The sequence below is a fragment of the Pantoea sp. YU22 genome (assembly GCF_003970755.1).
Lineage (GTDB): Bacteria > Pseudomonadota > Gammaproteobacteria > Enterobacterales > Enterobacteriaceae > Pantoea > Pantoea piersonii.
The window spans coordinates 66,765-85,317 of the sequence record NZ_RYDU01000009.1; the positions used below are offsets into that span (position 1 = coordinate 66,765).

Below are 18,553 nucleotides of genomic sequence, written 5' to 3' on the forward strand. Positions count from 1 at the left end.
ACACGCTATGTTGCCCTTTAAGTTTCCACTGACATCCGGCAATGTCACTCGCTTTTTTGTGATTTTTAATCTGGTGCTGCTGCTGGCGCTGGGCTTTATGGTACACAACTCGGTCAACGCCTGGCTGACCGAGAAACGCTATGCTATGACCGATCTGGCGCGAGCGACGCAAAAACGTATCGACGCCTATCGCTTCGCCACCTGGCAAATCTATGAAAATCTTGCCACCAGCGCGGCGGGAAGCTCGCCGAACAGTAGCCTGCAGGAGACGCGGCTGCGTCCGGACGTCTACTATCTGGAAAAAACTCGCCGCAAAACGGAAGCGCTGATTTTCGGCTCGCACGACAGCAGCACGCTCGATATGACAATGCGCATGTCGAGCTACCTGGATACGCTGTGGGGCGCGGAGAATCCGACCTGGTCGATGTATTTCCTCAATGGTCAGGACAACAGCCTGATTATGATCTCCACCCTGCCGCTGAAAGATATGGCGACGCGCTATAAAGAGAGCGCCATCAGCTCGCTGGTGGATGGTCGTCGCGCCGAGATGCTGCAGCAGGCCAATGCACTGGACGAGCGCGAGAGTTTCTCGCCGCTGCGCCATTTCGCCTTTCAGAACGATCACTACTTTACGCTGCGCACGACTTTTAACCAGCCGGGCCATCTGGCGACGGTGGTCGCCTTCGATCTGCCGATCAACGATCTCACGCCGCAGAACATGCCGATTGAAAATTTCCAGCTGCGCCAGGACGCCACCCTGCCTGCCGCAAACGATCAGGAAGAGAGCGAAAACACGCAGATCGCTATCGTCAATCCTGACCTGGAAATAGCCGCTTCCCTGCCGAGCACGCCGCTGCAGCTGGTCTACCGCGTGCCGCTCACCAGCCTGATGATGGATACGCTGCATAATCTGCTGTGGCCGCTGCTGGTGAACCTGGTGCTGTTCCTGCTCTCTTTCGCCGGTATGACGCTGCTGCGCCAGCAGTCGCTGCGCCCGAGCGAAAACCAGAGCGCAGAGCTGGATTCGCTGCGCGTGCTGAACGAAGAGATCGTCGCCAGCCTGCCGGTTGGCCTGCTGGTGTATGATTTCGCCAGCAACCGCACCATTCTCAGCAATAAGATCGCAGAACATCTTTTGCCGCATCTGAACCTGCAAAAAATCATTAATATGTCTGACCAGCATCAGGGCGTTCTGCAGGCGACCATTAACAACGAAGTGTATGAGATTCGCCATGCGCGCAGCGTGCTGTCGCCGCATACTCAGCTCTTTTTGATGCGCGATCAGGATCGCGAGCTGCTGGTAAACAAAAAGCTGCAAAAGGCGCAGCAGGTACTGGATCGCAACCATCAGATGCGGCAACAGCTGCTGCAAAATCTCGGTCACGCGCTGAATCGTCCGCTGGAGAAAGTAGTGGCGCAGCTGGTGCAGCTTAGCCAGCGCGACGAAGATGAAACCGTGCTCGACCTGCTGGACCAGAGCCAAAGCCTGGCGCGGCTGGTAGACGATATTGTGCTGCTTAACCGACTGGAAGCGCACGACTGGTCGCCCGACGCCAGCGTTTTCAGTCTGCAGGAACTGCTGGATGAGATCGCCCTGGAAAGCCTGCCGCTGATGCGGCGTAAAGGGTTGTCGCTGGTAGTGAATAACCTGCAGCCCAATGATGAACAGCGTTTCGGCGACCGTCGCGCGCTGCGTAAAGTGCTCGCCACGCTGATGCACTATGCGCTGACCACCACGCGCTGGGGCAAGATTTCCCTGACGGTGAGCGCCGATGAGGCCCGTCCGGAGCGCCTGATGATTGAGCTGGTGGATACCGGCGCGGGGCTGACCGTCGACGAGCTGGCGAACGCCGACTTCCCGTTCTTGGGCGAAACCAGCCAGGATCGCTATGGCCAGGCGTCCGGCATGGCCTTTTTCCTCTGTAAGCAGCTCTGCAAGCAGATGGGCGGCAGCCTGGACATTATCGCTAAGCCGGATATCGGCACACGCTACTCTATTCAGCTTCCGCTGGCAGTAGAGCCGCAGACGGAAGAAGAAGAGGAGAAGCTGCTGGACGGCGTGACCGCGCTCATCGAGATTGAGGTAGAGGATGTATACAAAATCGTCTGCCGCCATCTGGAAAACTGGGGCGCGCGCTGCCTGTCGCCCGAGGAGCGGCTGTCAGGCCAGGAACATGACGTGCTGGTGACCGACGATCCTGCCAGGCTGAGCGGCTGGGCGCTGCTGCTGGCGGAGGATGAGTTGGGTCATCACGCGCTAAACGATCGGCAATACCGGGTCAACTTCAATCTCAGCAATGCGCTCCAGGATGCGCTGCTGGCTCTGATTGAACAACAGCTGGCCCATGATTCCATGGAGGAGAGTACAGAAGACGAGGAACTGACCCCGCTGCTCAGCGGTGGCTACTTCCAGCTGTTTACCGAGACAGTACCGCCTGATGTAAAGAGACTGTATACTGAGTCGGCGGAAAAGGACTACGCCATGCTTGCTCAGACAGCGCATCGCCTTAAAGGCGTGTTTGCCATGCTCAACCTGACGCCGGGCAAACAGCTTTGTGAAGAGTTAGAACAGCACATCAAAGCATGTGACGATTCAAACATTACAAATACCACCAGTGCCATCGACGCTTATGTCAATGAACTGCTGCAGCAAGGTAACCAATAAGATGAATAACTTAAATGTAATTATTGCCGATGACCATCCAATTGTTCTTTTCGGTATCCGAAAGTCTCTGGAGCAAATTGAATGGGTCAACGTTGTAGGTGAGTTCGAAGACTCAACAGCACTGATTAACAGCTTGTCAAAGCTTGACGCCAACGTCCTGATCACCGATCTCTCCATGCCTGGCGAGAAGTATGGCGATGGCATCACGCTGATCAAATACATCAAACGTCACTATCCCGATCTGTCAATTATTGTTCTGACCATGAACAATAACCCGGCAATCCTCAGCGCCGTACTGGATCTCGATATCGAAGGCATCGTGCTGAAACAGGGCGCGCCGACCGATCTGCCGAAAGCGCTGGCCGCTCTGCAAAAAGGTAAAAAGTACACGCCGGAAAGCGTGGCGAAGCTGCTGGAGAAAATCAGCGCCGGCGGCTATGGCGACAAGCGTCTGTCGCCGAAAGAGAGCGAAGTGCTGCGTCTGTTTGCCGAAGGCTTCCTGGTGACAGAAATCGCCAAGAAACTGAACCGCAGTATTAAAACCATCAGTAGCCAGAAAAAATCGGCGATGATGAAGCTGGGCGTAGATAACGATATCGCCCTGCTGAACTATCTCTCTTCCGTCAGCGCCACCCAAATCGACAAGGATTAACGCGCTGCTCAGACGGTGCTAACGCGCCGTCTGCTTTTCCTTTCCCAAACCACGCTGACACCACCTACCCTTCCCGCGTTTTTCTTACGCGCTCGGCATAAACCGCCAGCGTGGTTTTCAGCACGTCCAGCGTTACGGGTTTCGACAGGCAGTTATCCATACCGGCTTCCATACAGCGCTGCTTCTCTTCCGCCAGCGCGTTGGCGGTCACACCGATCACCGGGAAAGCATGGCCGAGCTGGCGCAGACGCTGCGTCAGACGGTAACCGTCCATATTCGGCATATTCACATCGCTCAGCACAATATCGATCTCGCTGCGGCTGATGACGTTAAGCGCATCGACGCCGTCCTGCGCGGTTTTCACCTGATAACCCAGGGTGCCCAACTGTTCCGACAGCAGCATGCGGTTGATAGGGTGATCGTCGACAATCAGAACCATGATGTCGTCGTTGCTGATCACCTCCTCCGCCGGCGCAGAGAGCGCCAGGTTGGTCGCTGTATCGCTCTGGATAGCGATGCGGTAGATGCGCGCCAGCAGGCTCGGCAGCTCGTGCGGCGTCGCCGTGCTGTGCAGCCAGCGTCCCGGCGCGATTTCACGCGGCATGTCGATATGCGCGCCGCTGAAGATAATAACCGCCTGCAGCGGCTGGTCGGTTTCGAATTCGTAGTCGGTGATCAATACGTCGTCGCTGCCCGCTTTGCCGGTATAGGGCTGGATATAAATGCCCTGCTGTTGCAGATCGCGCTCGATAAAGCTGGCGAGATAGTCGTTGCGCATATCGATCCACAGGGTTTTATCGTGCAGCCCGTCGAGAAGCGGCGGCGCAGGATGCTGGCCGTTATAGACGGGAATACGCACGATAAACTGACTGCCCATGCCAGGCTCGGAGTCCACTTCGATATCGCCATCCATCATATTGGTCAGCTTTTCACAAATGGCGAGCCCCAGCCCGGTGCCCTGGAAGTTGCGCTGCACGCCGTTACCCACCTGGAAAAAAGGATCGAACAGTCGCGTAATCTCTTTCGCGGGGATGCCGACGCCGGTATCGCGAATGCGGAACGCCAGATACCCCTCTTTCACGCTGGCATGCAGGATAATGCAGCCGGTGTGCGTGAACTTAATGGCGTTACTGAGCAGGTTGGAGATCACCTGCTGCAGCCGCAGCGGATCGCCATCCAGCGCCAGCGGCACGTCATGCTCGATAAAGCAGTAGAGCGTCAGCCGCTTTTTCATTACCAGCGACAGGTAGTTGCCCGCGATATGGCTAAGAACCTCGCGCGGCGAGAAAGGACGCGGCTCGATTTTCAGCTGTTCCGACTCGATTTTTGAGAAGTCGAGAATATCGCTGATGATCTTCAGCAGCAGGCTCGACGAGTTATTCATCGCGGTCACCAGCGAATCGACCTCTTTCGGCAGCTGTTTGGTCTGCAGCAGATCGAGATTGCCGATAATGCCGTAAAGCGGCGTGCGCAGCTCATGGCTGACGGTGGCGAGGAACATCGATTTCGACTGGCTCGCCTGCTCCGCCGCCTGGGCCATCTCCTGCAGCGACTGCTCCATGCGCACGCGCGCGGAGACATCCACCAGCACGCAGATCGCCACATTCTCATTGCGGTAGCGCGAATGCACGAAGCTGATTTGCAGGTTGGTGTTGCTGCCGGTCAGCACGTCGACGAAATTTACCTGCTGGCTGCCGATAATTTCATTGAGCCGCTGGCGATCTTCCTGTGTCAGCAGCGTCAGATAGTTATGCGCCAGTTCGTTACTGAGGATATTCGTGCCGTCGCGGGTGCGTAAAATACAGATGCCCACCGGCGCCGACGCGACGATTTTGCGGTTGAACTGCTCATGCTCCTCCAGCCGGTGCGCATTCTCTTCGGCCGGCAGAAACATCCGGCGCTCGAAAAGCCAGGCCAGGGTGAAGAGCACAATTGCGCTTAGCAGATTCAGCAGCAGCGCGTTGATGATCATCAGCTTGAGCTGATCGACCAGCACGCGCGTCGATACCGACCACACCACGCTTAAATCAGAGGGCGGCAGCGGCTTTTTCAGCACCAGCTGCCGGTAGCCGTCAAGATAGCCGAACCAGCTTTTATCATCCGACAGATCGTCCAGCGAGAAACCTGCGCCGCCGCGACGCGACGTCAGCAGCGGGCGATAATTCTCGTCGATAATGGTGGCCACCACCGGCAGGCTGCCTGGCTGGATAAACTCGTCCAGGCGGATGTTCTGTTCGACGCCCAGCAGCGCCTGCAGCTTATTGGCGACATAGACCGGCACCATCATATAAAAGGTGCCGACGCCGGGCTGCGCACTGGTGTTGACCCAGTAGATCGGGTTGCGGCGCTCTTCGTCGTTGCCGTTGCGATAGCGCAGCACGCGCTCACGCAGCGCCTTCAGGCTGCGTTCGCGATCCACCTTGCTGCTGCCGATGCTAAAGTCCGCCAGACACTGGCTCTCGCCGCCGATAAAAAATACGCGGTTCAGCTCGTAGGTCGAGGCGAAGTTGCTTTTCCAGTAGTTGATGTAGTAGCTGAGGGTATCCAGCGAGTTGCGCCAGGTATTGCTCATGGAGGAGCAGTCGCCGTCGGAGAAGAGCGGCGTAAACTGCGGCAGCGTCGATTTGCCCGGCAGCACGCCGTTAAGCATATCCAGACCGCTGCTGGCGCTGGTAAGGCGATTTTCAGTAATGTACTTCAGTTCGCGCATCACGTCGGCGGAGTGGCGTACATACCATTCCGCCTGACCGTAGTTGCTGGCGAACTCTTGCCGCACGCTGCTCTCTTTATCATGCAGCACGCTGATGATAAAGAAGGTGGTCAGCACCGCGCCCAACGTCCAGAGCAGCAGCGCCAGCGCACGGAACAGGTAGCGTGAGATACGCAGCGTGGTTCGGAAAGAGACCAGATATTTCAAGGGAAACTCACTACGGCAAGGTTAATAACGGGCTGGCTTCAGAATGCTCATTACACTAGCTTTATCAGGAAAGAAAAGCCAGTCAGCATCGGTGCGTAACAAGCCGCGCCGTAAAAAACAACGGCAGGTCGGGTTGCCCTTTCCTGCCGTAAAATTCAGTGCCGCCCTCCCTGGCGGCGTGAGCCTGAAGCGTTACTCTTCTTCGTCCGCTTCCGGCGCGTCGTCGTCAGTTTCAGCTTCCGGCGCGATATCCTCTTCGCCTTCCGCCACGCTGCCGTCGATAGCGTCGAGCTCTTCTTCTTCCACCGGTTCGGCTACGCGCTGCAGACCAACCACGTTCTCATCTTCCGCAGTACGGATCAGGATTACGCCCTGGGTGTTACGACCCACGATGCTCACCTCGGAGACGCGGGTGCGCACCAGGGTGCCGGCATCGGTAATCATCATGATCTGATCGCTGTCGACAACCTGTACCGCGCCAATCACCGGACCGTTACGCTCAGTGACCTTAATGGAGATCACGCCCTGAGTCGCACGCGACCGGGTAGGATACTCGCTAATCGCGGTACGCTTGCCGTAGCCGTTTTGCGTCACGGTGAGAATCGCGCCCTCGTCGCGCGGCACAATCAGCGACACCACGCGATCCCCTTCCGCCAGCTTGATGCCGCGCACGCCTGACGCCGTACGGCCCATGGCGCGGACAGCGCTTTCCGCAAAGCGCACCACTTTACCGCCGGCAGAGAAGAGCATCGCCTCGTCGTTGCCGTTGGTCAGCGCGACGCCGATCAGCTCGTCATCTTCGCGCAGGTTCACGGCGATGATGCCCGCGCTGCGTGGACGACTGAACTCCTGCAACGCCGTTTTCTTCACGGTGCCGCTGGCAGTCGCCATAAAGATATTGAAGCCTTCGGTATATTCGCGCACCGGCAGGATAGCGGTAATACGCTCGTCAGGCTGCAGCGGCAGCAGGTTGACGATTGGGCGGCCACGCGCGCCACGGCTGGCTTCCGGCAGCTGATAGACCTTCATCCAGTAGAGACGGCCGCGGCTGGAGAAGCAGAGGATAGTGTCGTGGGTATTGGCTACCAGCAGACGATCGATAAAATCCTCTTCCTTGATGCGCGCCGCCGACTTGCCTTTGCCGCCGCGACGTTGCGCTTCGTAATCCGAGAGCGGCTGATATTTGACGTAACCCTGATGCGACAGCGTCACGACCACATCTTCCTGATTGATCAGATCTTCGATGTTGATATCGGCGCTGTTGGCGGTGATCTCGGTGCGGCGTTCGTCGCCGAACTGGTCGCGCATGGCGATCAGCTCTTCCCGGATCACTTCCATCAGACGCTCAGCGTTCATCAGGATATTGAGCAATTCAGCGATCTGCTCCAGCAGCTCTTTGTACTCGTCGAGCAGCTTTTCATGCTCAAGTCCGGTGAGCTTCTGCAGACGCAGATCGAGGATCGCCTGCGCCTGCTGTTCGGTCAGGTAGTAGCGACCGTCGCGGATACCGAACTCTTCGTCCAGCCATTCCGGACGCGCGGCGTCATCGCCCGCACGTTCCAGCATGGCGGAGACGTTGCCCAGATCCCACGGCTGCGCGATCAGGCCCGCTTTCGCCTCGGCCGGGTTCGGCGCGCGGCGAATGAGTTCGATAATCGGATCGATGTTGGCCAGCGCGATCGCCAGACCTTCAAGGATATGCGCGCGGTCACGCGCTTTGCGCAGTTCGAAAATGGTACGGCGCGTGACGACTTCGCGACGATGACGCACAAAGGCTTCGAGGATCTCCTTCAGCGTCATGATCTTCGGCTGGCCCTGATGCAACGCCACCATGTTGATGCCGAAAGAGACCTGCAGCTGCGTCAGCGAGTAGAGATTGTTCAGCACCACTTCGCCGACGGCATCGCGCTTCACTTCGATCACGATGCGCATACCGTCTTTATCGGACTCGTCGCGCAGCGCGCTGATGCCTTCGACGCGCTTCTCTTTCACCAGCTCGGCGATTTTCTCAATCAGGCGCGCTTTGTTGACCTGATAAGGGATCTGGTGCACCACGATGGTTTCGCGGCCGGTTTTGGCGTCGGTTTCCACCTCGCCGCGCGCGCGGATATAGATTTTGCCGCGCCCGGTGCGGTACGCCTCTTCAATGCCGCGGCGGCCGTTGATAATGGCCGCAGTCGGGAAGTCGGGACCCGGGATGTGCTCCATCAGCCCTTCGACGCTGATATCTTCATCGTCGATATAGGCGAGACAGCCGTTGATCACTTCCGTCAGGTTGTGCGGCGGAATATTGGTCGCCATCCCTACGGCGATGCCGGATGAACCGTTCACCAGCAGGTTAGGGATTTTAGTCGGCAGAACTTCAGGGATCTGCTCGGTGCCGTCATAGTTCGGAACGAAGTCGACGGTCTCTTTTTCCAGGTCAGCCAGTAGATCGTGCGCGATACGCGACATGCGCACTTCGGTATAACGCATCGCTGCGGCGGAGTCGCCGTCAACGGAGCCGAAGTTGCCCTGTCCGTCCACCAGCATGTAACGCAGGGAGAAAGGCTGAGCCATGCGGACGATGGTGTCGTAAACGGCGGAATCCCCGTGCGGGTGATATTTACCGATAACGTCACCGACCACACGGGCGGATTTCTTATAGGGTTTGTTCCAGTCGTTACCCAGTTCGCTCATCGCGTAGAGTACGCGGCGGTGGACAGGCTTCAGGCCGTCACGAACATCGGGTAAGGCTCGGCCAACAATGACCGACATGGCGTAATCGAGATAGGAGCTCTTTAACTCTTCTTCGATATTGACCGGTGTAATTTCTCTTGCAAGGTCGCTCATGGAGCCGCTTTCCCTCTACATATGCCCGGATTTTAAAGGTGCGAAAGTATATCACACCCCAGCCCGCTGGTGAACGTTAACCACCGTTTTCACGCGCTTTTCCTCGTGCCGGAAAGGTGCCCCCGGCGGCAATAAGCGTTTATACTCAGTCAACATTTTTTCCGGAGTAATGATTCAATGAATGCACAACCGCAGGAAACGCAGCCCAACGTCGATGCGCAGGAAATCGCTAAGTTTGAGGCCGTCGCCTCACGCTGGTGGGATCTGGAGGGAGAATTTAAGCCTTTGCATCGCATTAACCCGCTGCGTCTGGGCTTTATCGCGCAACACAGCAACGGTCTGTTCGGCAAGAAGGTGCTGGACGTAGGCTGCGGCGGCGGCATCCTGGCGGAGAGCATGGCGCGTGAAGGCGCAGAGGTTACCGGTCTCGATATGGGCGCCGAGCCACTGCAGGTGGCGCGCCTGCATGCGCAGGAAAACGGCGTGACGCTCGATTACGTGCAGCAGACGGTGGAAGACCACGCCGAGGCGTTCGCAGGTCGCTATGACGTGGTGACCTGCATGGAGATGCTGGAGCATGTGCCCGATCCGCGTTCGGTGGTGCACGCCTGTGCGCGTCTGGTGAAACCGGGCGGCGAGGTTTTCTTCTCCACTATCAACCGCAACCCAAAGGCCTGGCTGATGGCGATATTCGGCGCGGAATATGTGCTGCGCATGGTGCCGCGCGGCACGCACGACGTGAAAAAGTTTATCCGCCCTTCTGAGCTGCTGGGCTGGGTCGATGAAACCGCGCTGCGCGAGCAGCACATCACCGGCCTGCACTACAACCCGCTGACCAACAGGTTTCGTCTGGGGCGCGGCGTCGACGTGAACTATATGGTGCATACCCGCCACGTCAAAAAGTAACCCTCTGGCGCGCAAGCTTATTGCGCGCCTGTCATCTCGCTGTCATCACTTTTTCTTACCCTGCCGCTCCTTCGGTAGACGGTTGTCGGGAAAAAACACAGCGATGTGCGAAAAATCAGCGGTCGATCAAAATCTCGAATTTTTTACCGCGGCAGTTGACACGCCATTGAGCCTTATAAGTCGCGGGGTTAAGAAATTCCGCAAAAAATACAAGTCCCAGGGGCATCATTTTTCCGTCTTGTTATCTGGCCACAGGTCACTAGAATAACCCCCATATTGTTACTTAATCTCTCCTAACCCCCAACATATAGTGTTTATCCACAGAATTATTCACATTGAATAACCCTGTGAATAAACAGGGGACTCTTTTTCACTTACGGATGGTATAACGCGACATGAATCAAAGTCTGCTCGTTACTAAACGCGATGGCCGCCAGGAACGCATTGATCTCGATAAAATTCACCGGGTACTCGACTGGGCCGCTGAAGGGCTGAACAACGTCTCGGTTTCCCAGGTCGAACTGCGCTCCCATATCCAGTTTTACGATGGCATCAGAACGTCTGATATTCATGAAACCATCATCAAGGCCGCAGCAGACCTGATCTCGCGCGACGCGCCGGACTATCAATACCTTGCTGCCCGCCTGGCGATCTTCCACCTGCGTAAAAAAGCGTACGGCCAGTTCGAGCCGCCGAAGCTTTACGATCAGGTGGTGCGCATGGTGGAGATGGGCAAATATGACCGCCACCTGCTGGAAGACTACACGGTTGAAGAGTTCGAGCAGATGGACGGCTTTATCGACCACTGGCGCGATATGAACTTCTCCTACGCGGCGGTAAAACAGCTGGAAGGCAAATATCTGGCGCAGAACCGCGTCACCGGCGATATCTACGAGAGCGCACAGTTCCTCTACATTCTCGTCGCCGCCTGCCTCTTCTCCGGCTATCCGCGCGATACGCGTATGGACTACATCAAGCGCTTCTACGACGCGATTTCGACCTTTAAGATCTCGCTGCCGACGCCGATCATGTCTGGCGTGCGCACCCCGACGCGCCAGTTCAGCTCCTGCGTGCTGATTGAGTGCGGCGACAGCCTCGACTCTATCAACGCTACCTCCAGCGCCATCGTGAAGTATGTGTCGCAGCGCGCCGGTATCGGCATCAACGCTGGCCGCATTCGCGCGCTGGGCAGCCCGATCCGCGGCGGCGAAGCCTTCCATACCGGCTGCATCCCGTTCTACAAGCATTTCCAGACCGCGGTGAAATCCTGCTCGCAGGGCGGCGTTCGCGGCGGCGCGGCGACGCTGTTCTACCCGATGTGGCATCTGGAAGTGGAAAGCCTGCTGGTGCTGAAGAACAACCGCGGCGTTGAAGGCAACCGCGTCCGCCATATGGACTACGGCGTGCAGATCAACAAGCTGATGTATCAGCGTCTGCTGAAGGGCGAAGATATTACTCTGTTCAGCCCGTCCGACGTGCCTGGCCTCTACGACGCCTTCTTTGCCGATCAGGAAGAGTTTGAACGTCTGTACACCAAATATGAGCAGGACGAGAGCATCCGCAAGCAGCGCGTTAAAGCGGTCGATCTCTTCTCGCTGATGATGCAGGAGCGCGCCTCCACCGGTCGTATCTACATTCAGAACGTCGACCACTGCAACACCCACAGCCCGTTCGACGCCAGCATCGCGCCGGTGCGCCAGTCTAACCTCTGCCTGGAGATCGCGCTGCCGACCAAACCGCTGGAAGACGTCAACGACGAGAACGGCGAAATCGCGCTCTGTACGCTGTCGGCGTTTAACCTCGGCGCGATTGAAAGCCTGGACGATCTGGAAGAGCTGGCGACCCTGGCGGTACGCGCGCTCGACGCTCTGCTCGACTATCAGGACTACCCGATTCCAGCCGCCAAACGCGGCGCGATGGGCCGTCGTACCCTGGGTATCGGCGTTATCAACTTCGCTTACTATCTGGCGAAGAACGGCGTGCGCTACTCCGACGGCAGCGCCAACAACCTGACGCACAGAACCTTCGAAGCGATTCAGTATTACCTGCTGAAAGCCTCGAACGAGCTGGCGAAAGAGCAAGGTGCCTGCCCGTGGTTCAACGAAACCACCTACTCGCAGGGCATTATGCCGATCGATACCTATAAGAAGGATCTCGACACCATTTGCAACGAGCCGCTGCACCTGGACTGGGACGGTCTGCGCGAGTCGATCAAGACTCACGGTCTGCGCAACTCTACGCTCTCTGCGCTGATGCCTTCTGAGACCTCTTCGCAGATCTCTAACGCCACCAACGGCATTGAGCCGCCGCGCGGCCATATCAGCATCAAAGCCTCCAAAGACGGCATTCTGCGTCAGGTGGTGCCAGAGTATGAGCGTCTGAAAGATCAGTACGAGCTGCTGTGGGAAATGCCGTCCAACGACGGTTATCTGCAGCTGGTCGGCGTTATGCAGAAGTTTATCGACCAGGCGATCTCCTCTAACACCAACTACGATCCGTCGCGCTTCGCCAACGGCAAGGTGCCGATGAAGCAGCTGCTGAAAGATCTGCTGACCGCCTATAAGTTCGGCGTCAAAACGCTCTACTATCAGAACACCCGCGACGGTGCGGAAGACGCGCAGGACGATCTGGCGCCTTCCATTCAGGATGACGGTTGCGAAAGCGGCGCTTGTAAGATTTAAGGTTGGGCGGGAGCGCGTCTCCCGCCTGCGTCATTTCACGGGGCCGCGCTGCGCCCCGTTCACATTTGGACAGTTTGTATGGCTTACACTACGTTCTCACAGAATAAAAACGATCAGCTGAAAGAGCCGATGTTCTTTGGTCAGTCCGTCAACGTGGCGCGCTTCGACCAGCAGAAATATGACATCTTTGAAAAGCTGATTGAAAAGCAGCTCTCCTTTTTCTGGCGTCCGGAAGAGGTAGACGTCTCACGCGACCGCATCGACTATCAGGCGCTGCCGGAGCATGAGAAGCACATCTTTATCAGCAACCTGAAATATCAGACCCTGCTCGACTCGATTCAGGGCCGCAGCCCGAACGTCGCGCTGCTGCCGCTGATCTCGATCCCTGAGCTGGAAACCTGGGTGGAAACCTGGGCCTTCTCCGAGACTATTCACTCGCGCTCTTACACCCATATCATTCGTAATATCGTTAACGACCCTTCGCTGGTCTTCGACGATATCGTGACTAACGAGCAGATCCTCGCGCGCGCGCAGGATATCTCGAAGTACTACGACGATCTGATCGAGATGACTAACTACTGGCATCTGCTGGGCGAAGGCACGCATCAGGTTAACGGTAAAACCGTGACCGTGAATCTGCGCGCGCTGAAAAAGCAGCTCTATATCTGCCTGATGAGCGTTAACGCGCTGGAAGCGATTCGCTTCTACGTCAGCTTCGCCTGTTCTTTCGCCTTCGCCGAACGCGAACTGATGGAAGGCAACGCCAAAATTATTCGTCTGATCGCACGCGACGAAGCGCTGCACCTGACCGGCACCCAGCATATGCTGAACCTGATGCGCACCGGCGAAGACGATCCTGAAATGAAAGAGATTGCCGCCGAATGCCGTGAAGAGTGTTTCGATCTCTTCAAGAAAGCGGCCGAGCAGGAGAAAGAGTGGGCGGAATATCTGTTTAGCGGCGGTTCGATGATCGGCCTGAACAAAGATATTCTCTGCCAGTATATTGAGTACATCACCAATATCCGTATGCAGGCGGTGGGCCTGGATCTGCCCTTCCAGACGCGCTCCAACCCGATTCCGTGGATCAACTCCTGGCTGGTGTCGGACAACGTGCAGGTGGCGCCGCAGGAGGTAGAAGTGAGCTCCTACCTGGTGGGTCAGATTGACTCGGAAGTAGGCGAAGACGACTTCAACGATTTCCAGCTGTAAGTATGAGCCGTGCCGTTGTTATCCTGCGCAGTTCCGGTCAGCGACTGGAGTGCGCAGAGCATCACCCCAACCTGTTGACGACGCTGGAAGCGCATAATCTGTGCGTGGAGTTTCAGTGCCGTGAAGGCTACTGCGGTTCGTGCCGCACGCGGCTGCTGAAGGGCGAAGTGCACTATGCCGAAACGCCGCTGGCGTTTGTTCAGCAGGGGGAAATTTTGCCCTGCTGCTGTCTGGCGAAGGGTGAGATTGAAATCGAGCTATAGCAAGGCCGGTTATCTGCGATAGCAGTGCCAACGCGGGTGTCATGGCCCGATCGCAAAGACGCAAAAGCGGCATCCCTGCCAGCTCGGCCTGCGCCATCCCTGGCGCAGGAGGCTTTGCTCCCCGGGCCATGACCCCCGCGCTTTAACATTTCAGCCGTCTGTTAGCAGTGCCCCACTACAGCTTCACTGATTCCAGAATATCAATCCAGCCGTGACCGGTGCTGACCTCGCTGCCGTGCAGCCAGCGACGCAGCATATTCATCGCCATCATCGCCACCACCTTCTGTCGCGTCTCCAGATTATGGCGACCGTGGGTGAACTTCACTCGCTGTCCCCAGCTCGCTTCCGGCGTATGCAGCGCCAGCGAAACCTCGCCCTCTTCCAGCGCGCCGGTCGATAACGCCAGCACTGTGCCGTGATGCGCCGCCAGCGCGCGTGTACGCTGAACCTGCTCTTCCAGCCCCTCCTGATGCAGCGGGAGGATTTCCGCCGCGCTAAGCGGTACTTCTGCCGCGGCCAGCTGCCAGTGCAGCAGCCCGGCGGTGTACTGCTCGCTGAGCGCCAGACGGAAACCACGCTCTTTCAGCTCGCGCGCCAGCAGCGCTGGCAACCCTTCGGTGCCTTCAAAAATAGTGCACTCCGCCAGCAGCAGACGCACCTGCTGCCAGACCTGCTCCATGGCCACGCGCTGGCTGGCTGGCCCGGTCAGCTTTATCTCGATAATCGGCATCGAAGAGCGATAACCCATTACTACGCCCTCCGGCAGCGCCAGCGGCTCCAGCTCGGCGGCGATGTCGCTTTCGCCGCGACCAAACGTCGTCAGGCGCAGACAGAGCGGCGGCTCCGGCAGCTCAAAATGCTGTTTGAGGCGCGGCAGAATCTGCTGTTCCACCATCACCTTAAATTCGGACGGCACGCCAGGCGTAAAGAAGATCCAGCAGCGGTTAAGCCGCAACGCAAAGCCGCAGGCGGTGCCCACCGGGTTATCGATCATCTCAGCATTGGCGGGTATCTCCGCCTGCTTGCGGTTGCTCGCCGCCATTACGCGCCCGCGGCTGGCGAACCACGCCTCGATGTTATCGAGCCATTCCTGATGCAGCACCAGTTCGACACCGCTCGCTTTCGCCGCCGCCAGCGCGCTGAGATCGTCGCTGGTTGGGCCGAGGCCGCCATTCACGATAAGCACATCCGCGACTTCGCTACGCGCCTGCAGCGTTTCCACCAGCGACGACAACGAATCGCCTACCGTGCTGCGGCTGGTCATCGGTAAACCGTGCTGAAACAGCAGATCCGCCAGCCAGGCGGCGTTGGTATCCACGATTTGGCCGTGCAGCACCTCATCCCCTGTAGACAACATCTCGACTCTTATCACGTTTTGATCTCCTTTTGTCCGTCGATCTACTGTAGGAAGCACGCTGATTAAACTCAACACTATCCTGCGCTTTTCGCATCAGGAGCATAGAGAGAGGGAGAAGAAGAACGGCGCGGGGCTAATATGAGAAAGGTAACAAAACAAACGGCGGGAGAGCCCCGCCGTTTTCAGTGGCGTAGCCTTAACGGCGCGCCAGCAGCAGGCCGAGCACCAGGCCAGCGGCTGCGCCGATGCCGATACCCTGCCAGGGTTTCTCATGCACATAGTCATCGGCGCGGTAAGCTACATTTTTAGCGCGATAGTAGTAGCTGTCAGAGGCCTGGCTGACGCGTGATTTCACATCTTCCAGCGCCTGCTCCGCTTTGGTTTTAAGTTCAACGTACTTCTGATCGGTCGGATCGCCTGATGACTTCAGCACCTCTTCCAGCGTCTCGGTCAGCAGCGCCAAATCATCATCCAGATTGGTGTCGAAAGCTTCTGTCTCTTTTACCATCATTTCCTCCGTGTCATTTATAAAGCAGTCTCTTAACTATAGCGGCTAAATCGCCGTTTGCAGGATGGTTTCGCCAGGATTCCCCTGAGTTTCCTGCTGAAGGACTCAATACGAAATTCCTCGGCCTTCTTGATTAATCTGATAAATTTAAGGCGGACTGAATTTTTCATCTACCAGACTGTCGTACCCTGCTGTTATCTGCGCTTTTGGCTCACCTGAGCGCAGAGCTGGGCAGTCACAACACACTCGAACGCTAAGGAATAATTTCTGGCATGAATCGAAGAATGTTTATGAAAGCGTCAATGGCCTTCTCCGCCGTCAGCGGTATGACCGGCCTGTCCACGCTGTTTGCGCAATCCGCCTGGGCAGAAGATGGCATTGCTGACGGCGCCGCTGTGCGCTTCGATTTCGATGTACTGAAAAAGAAAGCCGCCGCGCTGGCGAAGCAGCCCTGGGGTGGCGCGCCAGGCGCGCTGCCGGAGACGCTGGCGACGCTGACGCCGCAGGCGTACAACGAAATTCAGTACGACGCCGGTCATTCGCTGTGGAACACTATCCCCGATCGTCAACTCGACGTGCAGTTTTTCCATGTCGGTATGGGCTTTAAGCGCCGCATCCGCATGTTTTCCGTTGACGCTGACAGCCGTGAGGCGCGTGAGATCCATTTCCGCCCTGAGCTGTTTAACTATAACAACGCGAAGGTAGATACCCAGCAGCTGGTGGGCAAAAACGATCTCGGCTTCGCCGGCTTCCGTGCCTTTAAAAAACCGGAGCTGGCGCGCCGCGATATCGTCTCCTTCCTTGGTGCCAGCTATTTCCGCGCGGTGGACGACACCTATCAGTACGGCCTCTCCGCACGCGGTGTGGCGGTCAACACCTTCAGCAACGGCAGCGAAGAGTTCCCCGACTTCACCGCGTTCTGGTTTGAGACGCCGAAAGCGGACGATACCACGTTTGTCGTTTACGCCCTGCTGGATGGCGCCAGCGTCACCGGCGCCTATAAGTTCACCATTCACTGCGAAGCGCAACGCGTAGTGATGGAGGTGGAAAACCATCTCTTCGCGCGCAAAGAGATCCGCCAGCTCGGCATTGCGCCGATGACCAGCATGTTCAGCTGCGGCACCAACGAGCGCCGCATGTGCAACACCTACCATCCACAGATCCATGATTCCGATCGCCTGGCGATGTGGACCGGCAGCGGCGAATGGATCGCCCGTCCGCTGAATAACCCGCAGAAGCTGCAGTACAATGCCTATCAGGATGAGAACCCGCGCGGTTTCGGCCTGTTGCAGCTTAACCACGACTTTAAGGACTATCAGGACGTTATCGGCTGGTACGACAAGCGTCCCAGCCTGTGGGTCGAGCCGGTCGGCAAATGGGGCAAAGGCGCCATCAACCTGATGGAGATCCCGACCACCGGAGAAACGCTGGATAATATTGTCTGCTTCTGGCAGCCAGCCGAGCCGGTGAAAGCCGGCAGCGAGTTCAGCTTCTCCTATAAGCTGTACTGGAGCAGCCTGCCGCCGGTTCGCAGTGGACTGGCGCGTGTCGATGCGACCCGCACCGGCATCGGCGGCTTCCCGGAAGGCTGGGCGCCGGGCGAGCACTTCCCGGAGCAGTGGTGCCGTCGCTTCGCTATCGATTTTGTCGGCGGCGATTTGAAAGCGGCTGCGCCGAAGGGCATTGAGCCGGTCATTACTCTCTCATCCGGCACCTTCAAACAGGTCGAGATCCTCTACGTCGAGCCGATGAACGGTTATCGCATCCTGTTCGACTGGTATCCCAACAGCGACGCCACCACGCCGGTAGAGATGCGCCTGTTCCTGCGCACCAGAGATGAAACCCTGAGTGAAACCTGGCTCTACCAGTATTTCCCGCCGCCGCCGGATCAGCGCAAATATGTGGATGACAGGCAGATGACGTCAGGCTAAAAAAGCGAGCGGCGAGCCCAGGCTTGCCGTTTGACGTCGGCTATTGAACTGCGCGGGTGCTATAGCCGCGCAAAAGATGGCCCAGCCTGCGCTATCCATGCCGCAGGCCGCTTTGCTCTTCGAACCATGTTAGCTGTTTGTAACGGCGAGTCTCTGCGGGCTCGCCGTTTTTTATTTGCGCATATCGATATGGGGAATATTGTCTTCGAGGTAGATATCCCCGACCGCCTGAAAACCGAGACGCCCATAGAAATTTTGCAGATGCGCCTGCGCAGAAAGATAAACCTCGCGCCCAGGCCAGTGCTGTTCGCAGCTGAGCAGCGCCTGCTCCATCAGCCGGTTTCCGAGATTCAGACCACGCGCGCTGGCGGAGACGATAACGCGCCCTATCGCCACTGGCGCAGCGTCATCAGCAGGGGTAAGGATACGCGCATAAGCCACCAGCTCATCGCCGCGCATCCCCAGAATATGGCGGTTATCGGCCGTCAGATCCTGGCCGTCAACATCCAGATAAGAGCAGCTTTGCTCGACGATAAAAACGGCGCAGCGCAGCGCCAGCACCGCATAAAGCTGCTGCGCGCTCAGTTCGCTGTGATGCTTATCCTGCCAGTTGATCTCCATAGTCGCTCCTG

At 57.5% G+C, this 18,553-nt stretch carries 12 protein-coding genes; 7 read left to right on the top strand and 5 right to left on the bottom strand.

The window, feature by feature from the left end; genetic code table 11:
* Positions 1–10 precede the first annotated feature (10 nt).
* The gene (gene rcsD, locus EKL29_RS14055; protein WP_126690044.1) at positions 11–2,665 is read left to right on the top strand and encodes a phosphotransferase RcsD; all 2,655 of its coding nucleotides are present in this window, start codon (positions 11–13) and stop codon (positions 2,663–2,665) included.
* 1 nt (position 2,666) lies between these two features.
* Entirely contained in the window at positions 2,667–3,317 is a 651-nt protein-coding gene (gene rcsB / locus EKL29_RS14060) for a response regulator transcription factor RcsB (protein WP_033750421.1), read from the top strand.
* A gap of 64 nt (positions 3,318–3,381) precedes the next feature.
* Here the strand turns inward: rcsB and rcsC are convergent, their stop codons facing one another.
* Both rcsC and gyrA read right to left on the bottom strand, forming a co-directional pair.
* A complete protein-coding gene (rcsC, locus tag EKL29_RS14065; RefSeq protein WP_126690002.1) occupies positions 3,382–6,234 on the bottom strand; it encodes a two-component system sensor histidine kinase RcsC in 2,853 nt (950 codons plus the stop codon).
* 192 nt (positions 6,235–6,426) lie between these two features.
* Positions 6,427–9,066, bottom strand: coding sequence for a DNA topoisomerase (ATP-hydrolyzing) subunit A (gyrA, locus tag EKL29_RS14070; RefSeq protein WP_120453115.1), 2,640 nt, complete (start codon positions 9,064–9,066; stop codon positions 6,427–6,429).
* A 177-nt stretch (positions 9,067–9,243) separates the two neighbouring features.
* Between gyrA and ubiG the strand changes: the two genes are divergently transcribed.
* The 4 genes from ubiG (at position 9,244) to yfaE (ending at position 14,125) form a co-directional block, all read left to right on the top strand.
* Entirely contained in the window at positions 9,244–9,972 is a 729-nt protein-coding gene (gene ubiG / locus EKL29_RS14075) for a bifunctional 2-polyprenyl-6-hydroxyphenol methylase/3-demethylubiquinol 3-O-methyltransferase UbiG (RefSeq protein WP_120453114.1), read from the top strand.
* 395 nt (positions 9,973–10,367) lie between these two features.
* Positions 10,368–12,653 carry a class 1a ribonucleoside-diphosphate reductase subunit alpha gene (gene nrdA, locus EKL29_RS14080; RefSeq protein ID WP_126690003.1) on the top strand — a complete coding sequence of 762 codons (2,286 nt, stop codon included), beginning with the start codon at positions 10,368–10,370 and terminating at the stop codon, positions 12,651–12,653.
* A gap of 78 nt (positions 12,654–12,731) precedes the next feature.
* The gene (nrdB, locus tag EKL29_RS14085; protein WP_120453110.1) at positions 12,732–13,862 is read left to right on the top strand and encodes a class Ia ribonucleoside-diphosphate reductase subunit beta; all 1,131 of its coding nucleotides are present in this window, start codon (positions 12,732–12,734) and stop codon (positions 13,860–13,862) included.
* 2 nt (positions 13,863–13,864) lie between these two features.
* The gene (gene yfaE / locus EKL29_RS14090; RefSeq protein ID WP_081140402.1) at positions 13,865–14,125 is read left to right on the top strand and encodes a class I ribonucleotide reductase maintenance protein YfaE; all 261 of its coding nucleotides are present in this window, start codon (positions 13,865–13,867) and stop codon (positions 14,123–14,125) included.
* Between the two features lie 175 nt (positions 14,126–14,300).
* Here the strand turns inward: yfaE and EKL29_RS14095 are convergent, their stop codons facing one another.
* Both EKL29_RS14095 and elaB read right to left on the bottom strand, forming a co-directional pair.
* The gene (locus tag EKL29_RS14095) at positions 14,301–15,497 is read right to left on the bottom strand and encodes a nicotinamide mononucleotide deamidase-related protein YfaY (RefSeq protein WP_126690004.1); all 1,197 of its coding nucleotides are present in this window, start codon (positions 15,495–15,497) and stop codon (positions 14,301–14,303) included.
* 181 nt (positions 15,498–15,678) lie between these two features.
* Positions 15,679–15,990, bottom strand: a complete 312-nt coding sequence (gene elaB, locus EKL29_RS14100; protein ID WP_120453106.1) for a stress response protein ElaB — start codon at positions 15,988–15,990, stop codon at positions 15,679–15,681.
* A 272-nt stretch (positions 15,991–16,262) separates the two neighbouring features.
* Between elaB and EKL29_RS14105 the strand changes: the two genes are divergently transcribed.
* Complete coding sequence (locus tag EKL29_RS14105) at positions 16,263–17,921, top strand: glucan biosynthesis protein D (RefSeq protein ID WP_126690005.1); 1,659 nt, start codon at positions 16,263–16,265, stop codon at positions 17,919–17,921.
* 171 nt (positions 17,922–18,092) lie between these two features.
* Here the strand turns inward: EKL29_RS14105 and EKL29_RS14110 are convergent, their stop codons facing one another.
* Positions 18,093–18,542: a GNAT family N-acetyltransferase gene (locus EKL29_RS14110; RefSeq protein WP_126690006.1), complete on the bottom strand. Its 450-nt coding sequence runs from the start codon at positions 18,540–18,542 to the stop codon at positions 18,093–18,095.
* Positions 18,543–18,553 lie beyond the last annotated feature (11 nt).

Coding starts and splice junctions, on each gene's coding strand:
- nrdA (WP_126690003.1), top strand. CDS start 10,368: ATGAATCAAAGTCTGCTCGTTACTAAACGCGATGGCCGCCAGGAACGC.
- nrdB (WP_120453110.1), top strand. CDS start 12,732: ATGGCTTACACTACGTTCTCACAGAATAAAAACGATCAGCTGAAAGAG.
- gyrA (WP_120453115.1), bottom strand. CDS start 9,066: ATGAGCGACCTTGCAAGAGAAATTACACCGGTCAATATCGAAGAAGAG.
- rcsB (WP_033750421.1), top strand. CDS start 2,667: ATGAATAACTTAAATGTAATTATTGCCGATGACCATCCAATTGTTCTT.
- yfaE (WP_081140402.1), top strand. CDS start 13,865: ATGAGCCGTGCCGTTGTTATCCTGCGCAGTTCCGGTCAGCGACTGGAG.
- EKL29_RS14105 (WP_126690005.1), top strand. CDS start 16,263: ATGAATCGAAGAATGTTTATGAAAGCGTCAATGGCCTTCTCCGCCGTC.
- EKL29_RS14110 (WP_126690006.1), bottom strand. CDS start 18,542: ATGGAGATCAACTGGCAGGATAAGCATCACAGCGAACTGAGCGCGCAG.
- elaB (WP_120453106.1), bottom strand. CDS start 15,990: ATGGTAAAAGAGACAGAAGCTTTCGACACCAATCTGGATGATGATTTG.
- ubiG (WP_120453114.1), top strand. CDS start 9,244: ATGAATGCACAACCGCAGGAAACGCAGCCCAACGTCGATGCGCAGGAA.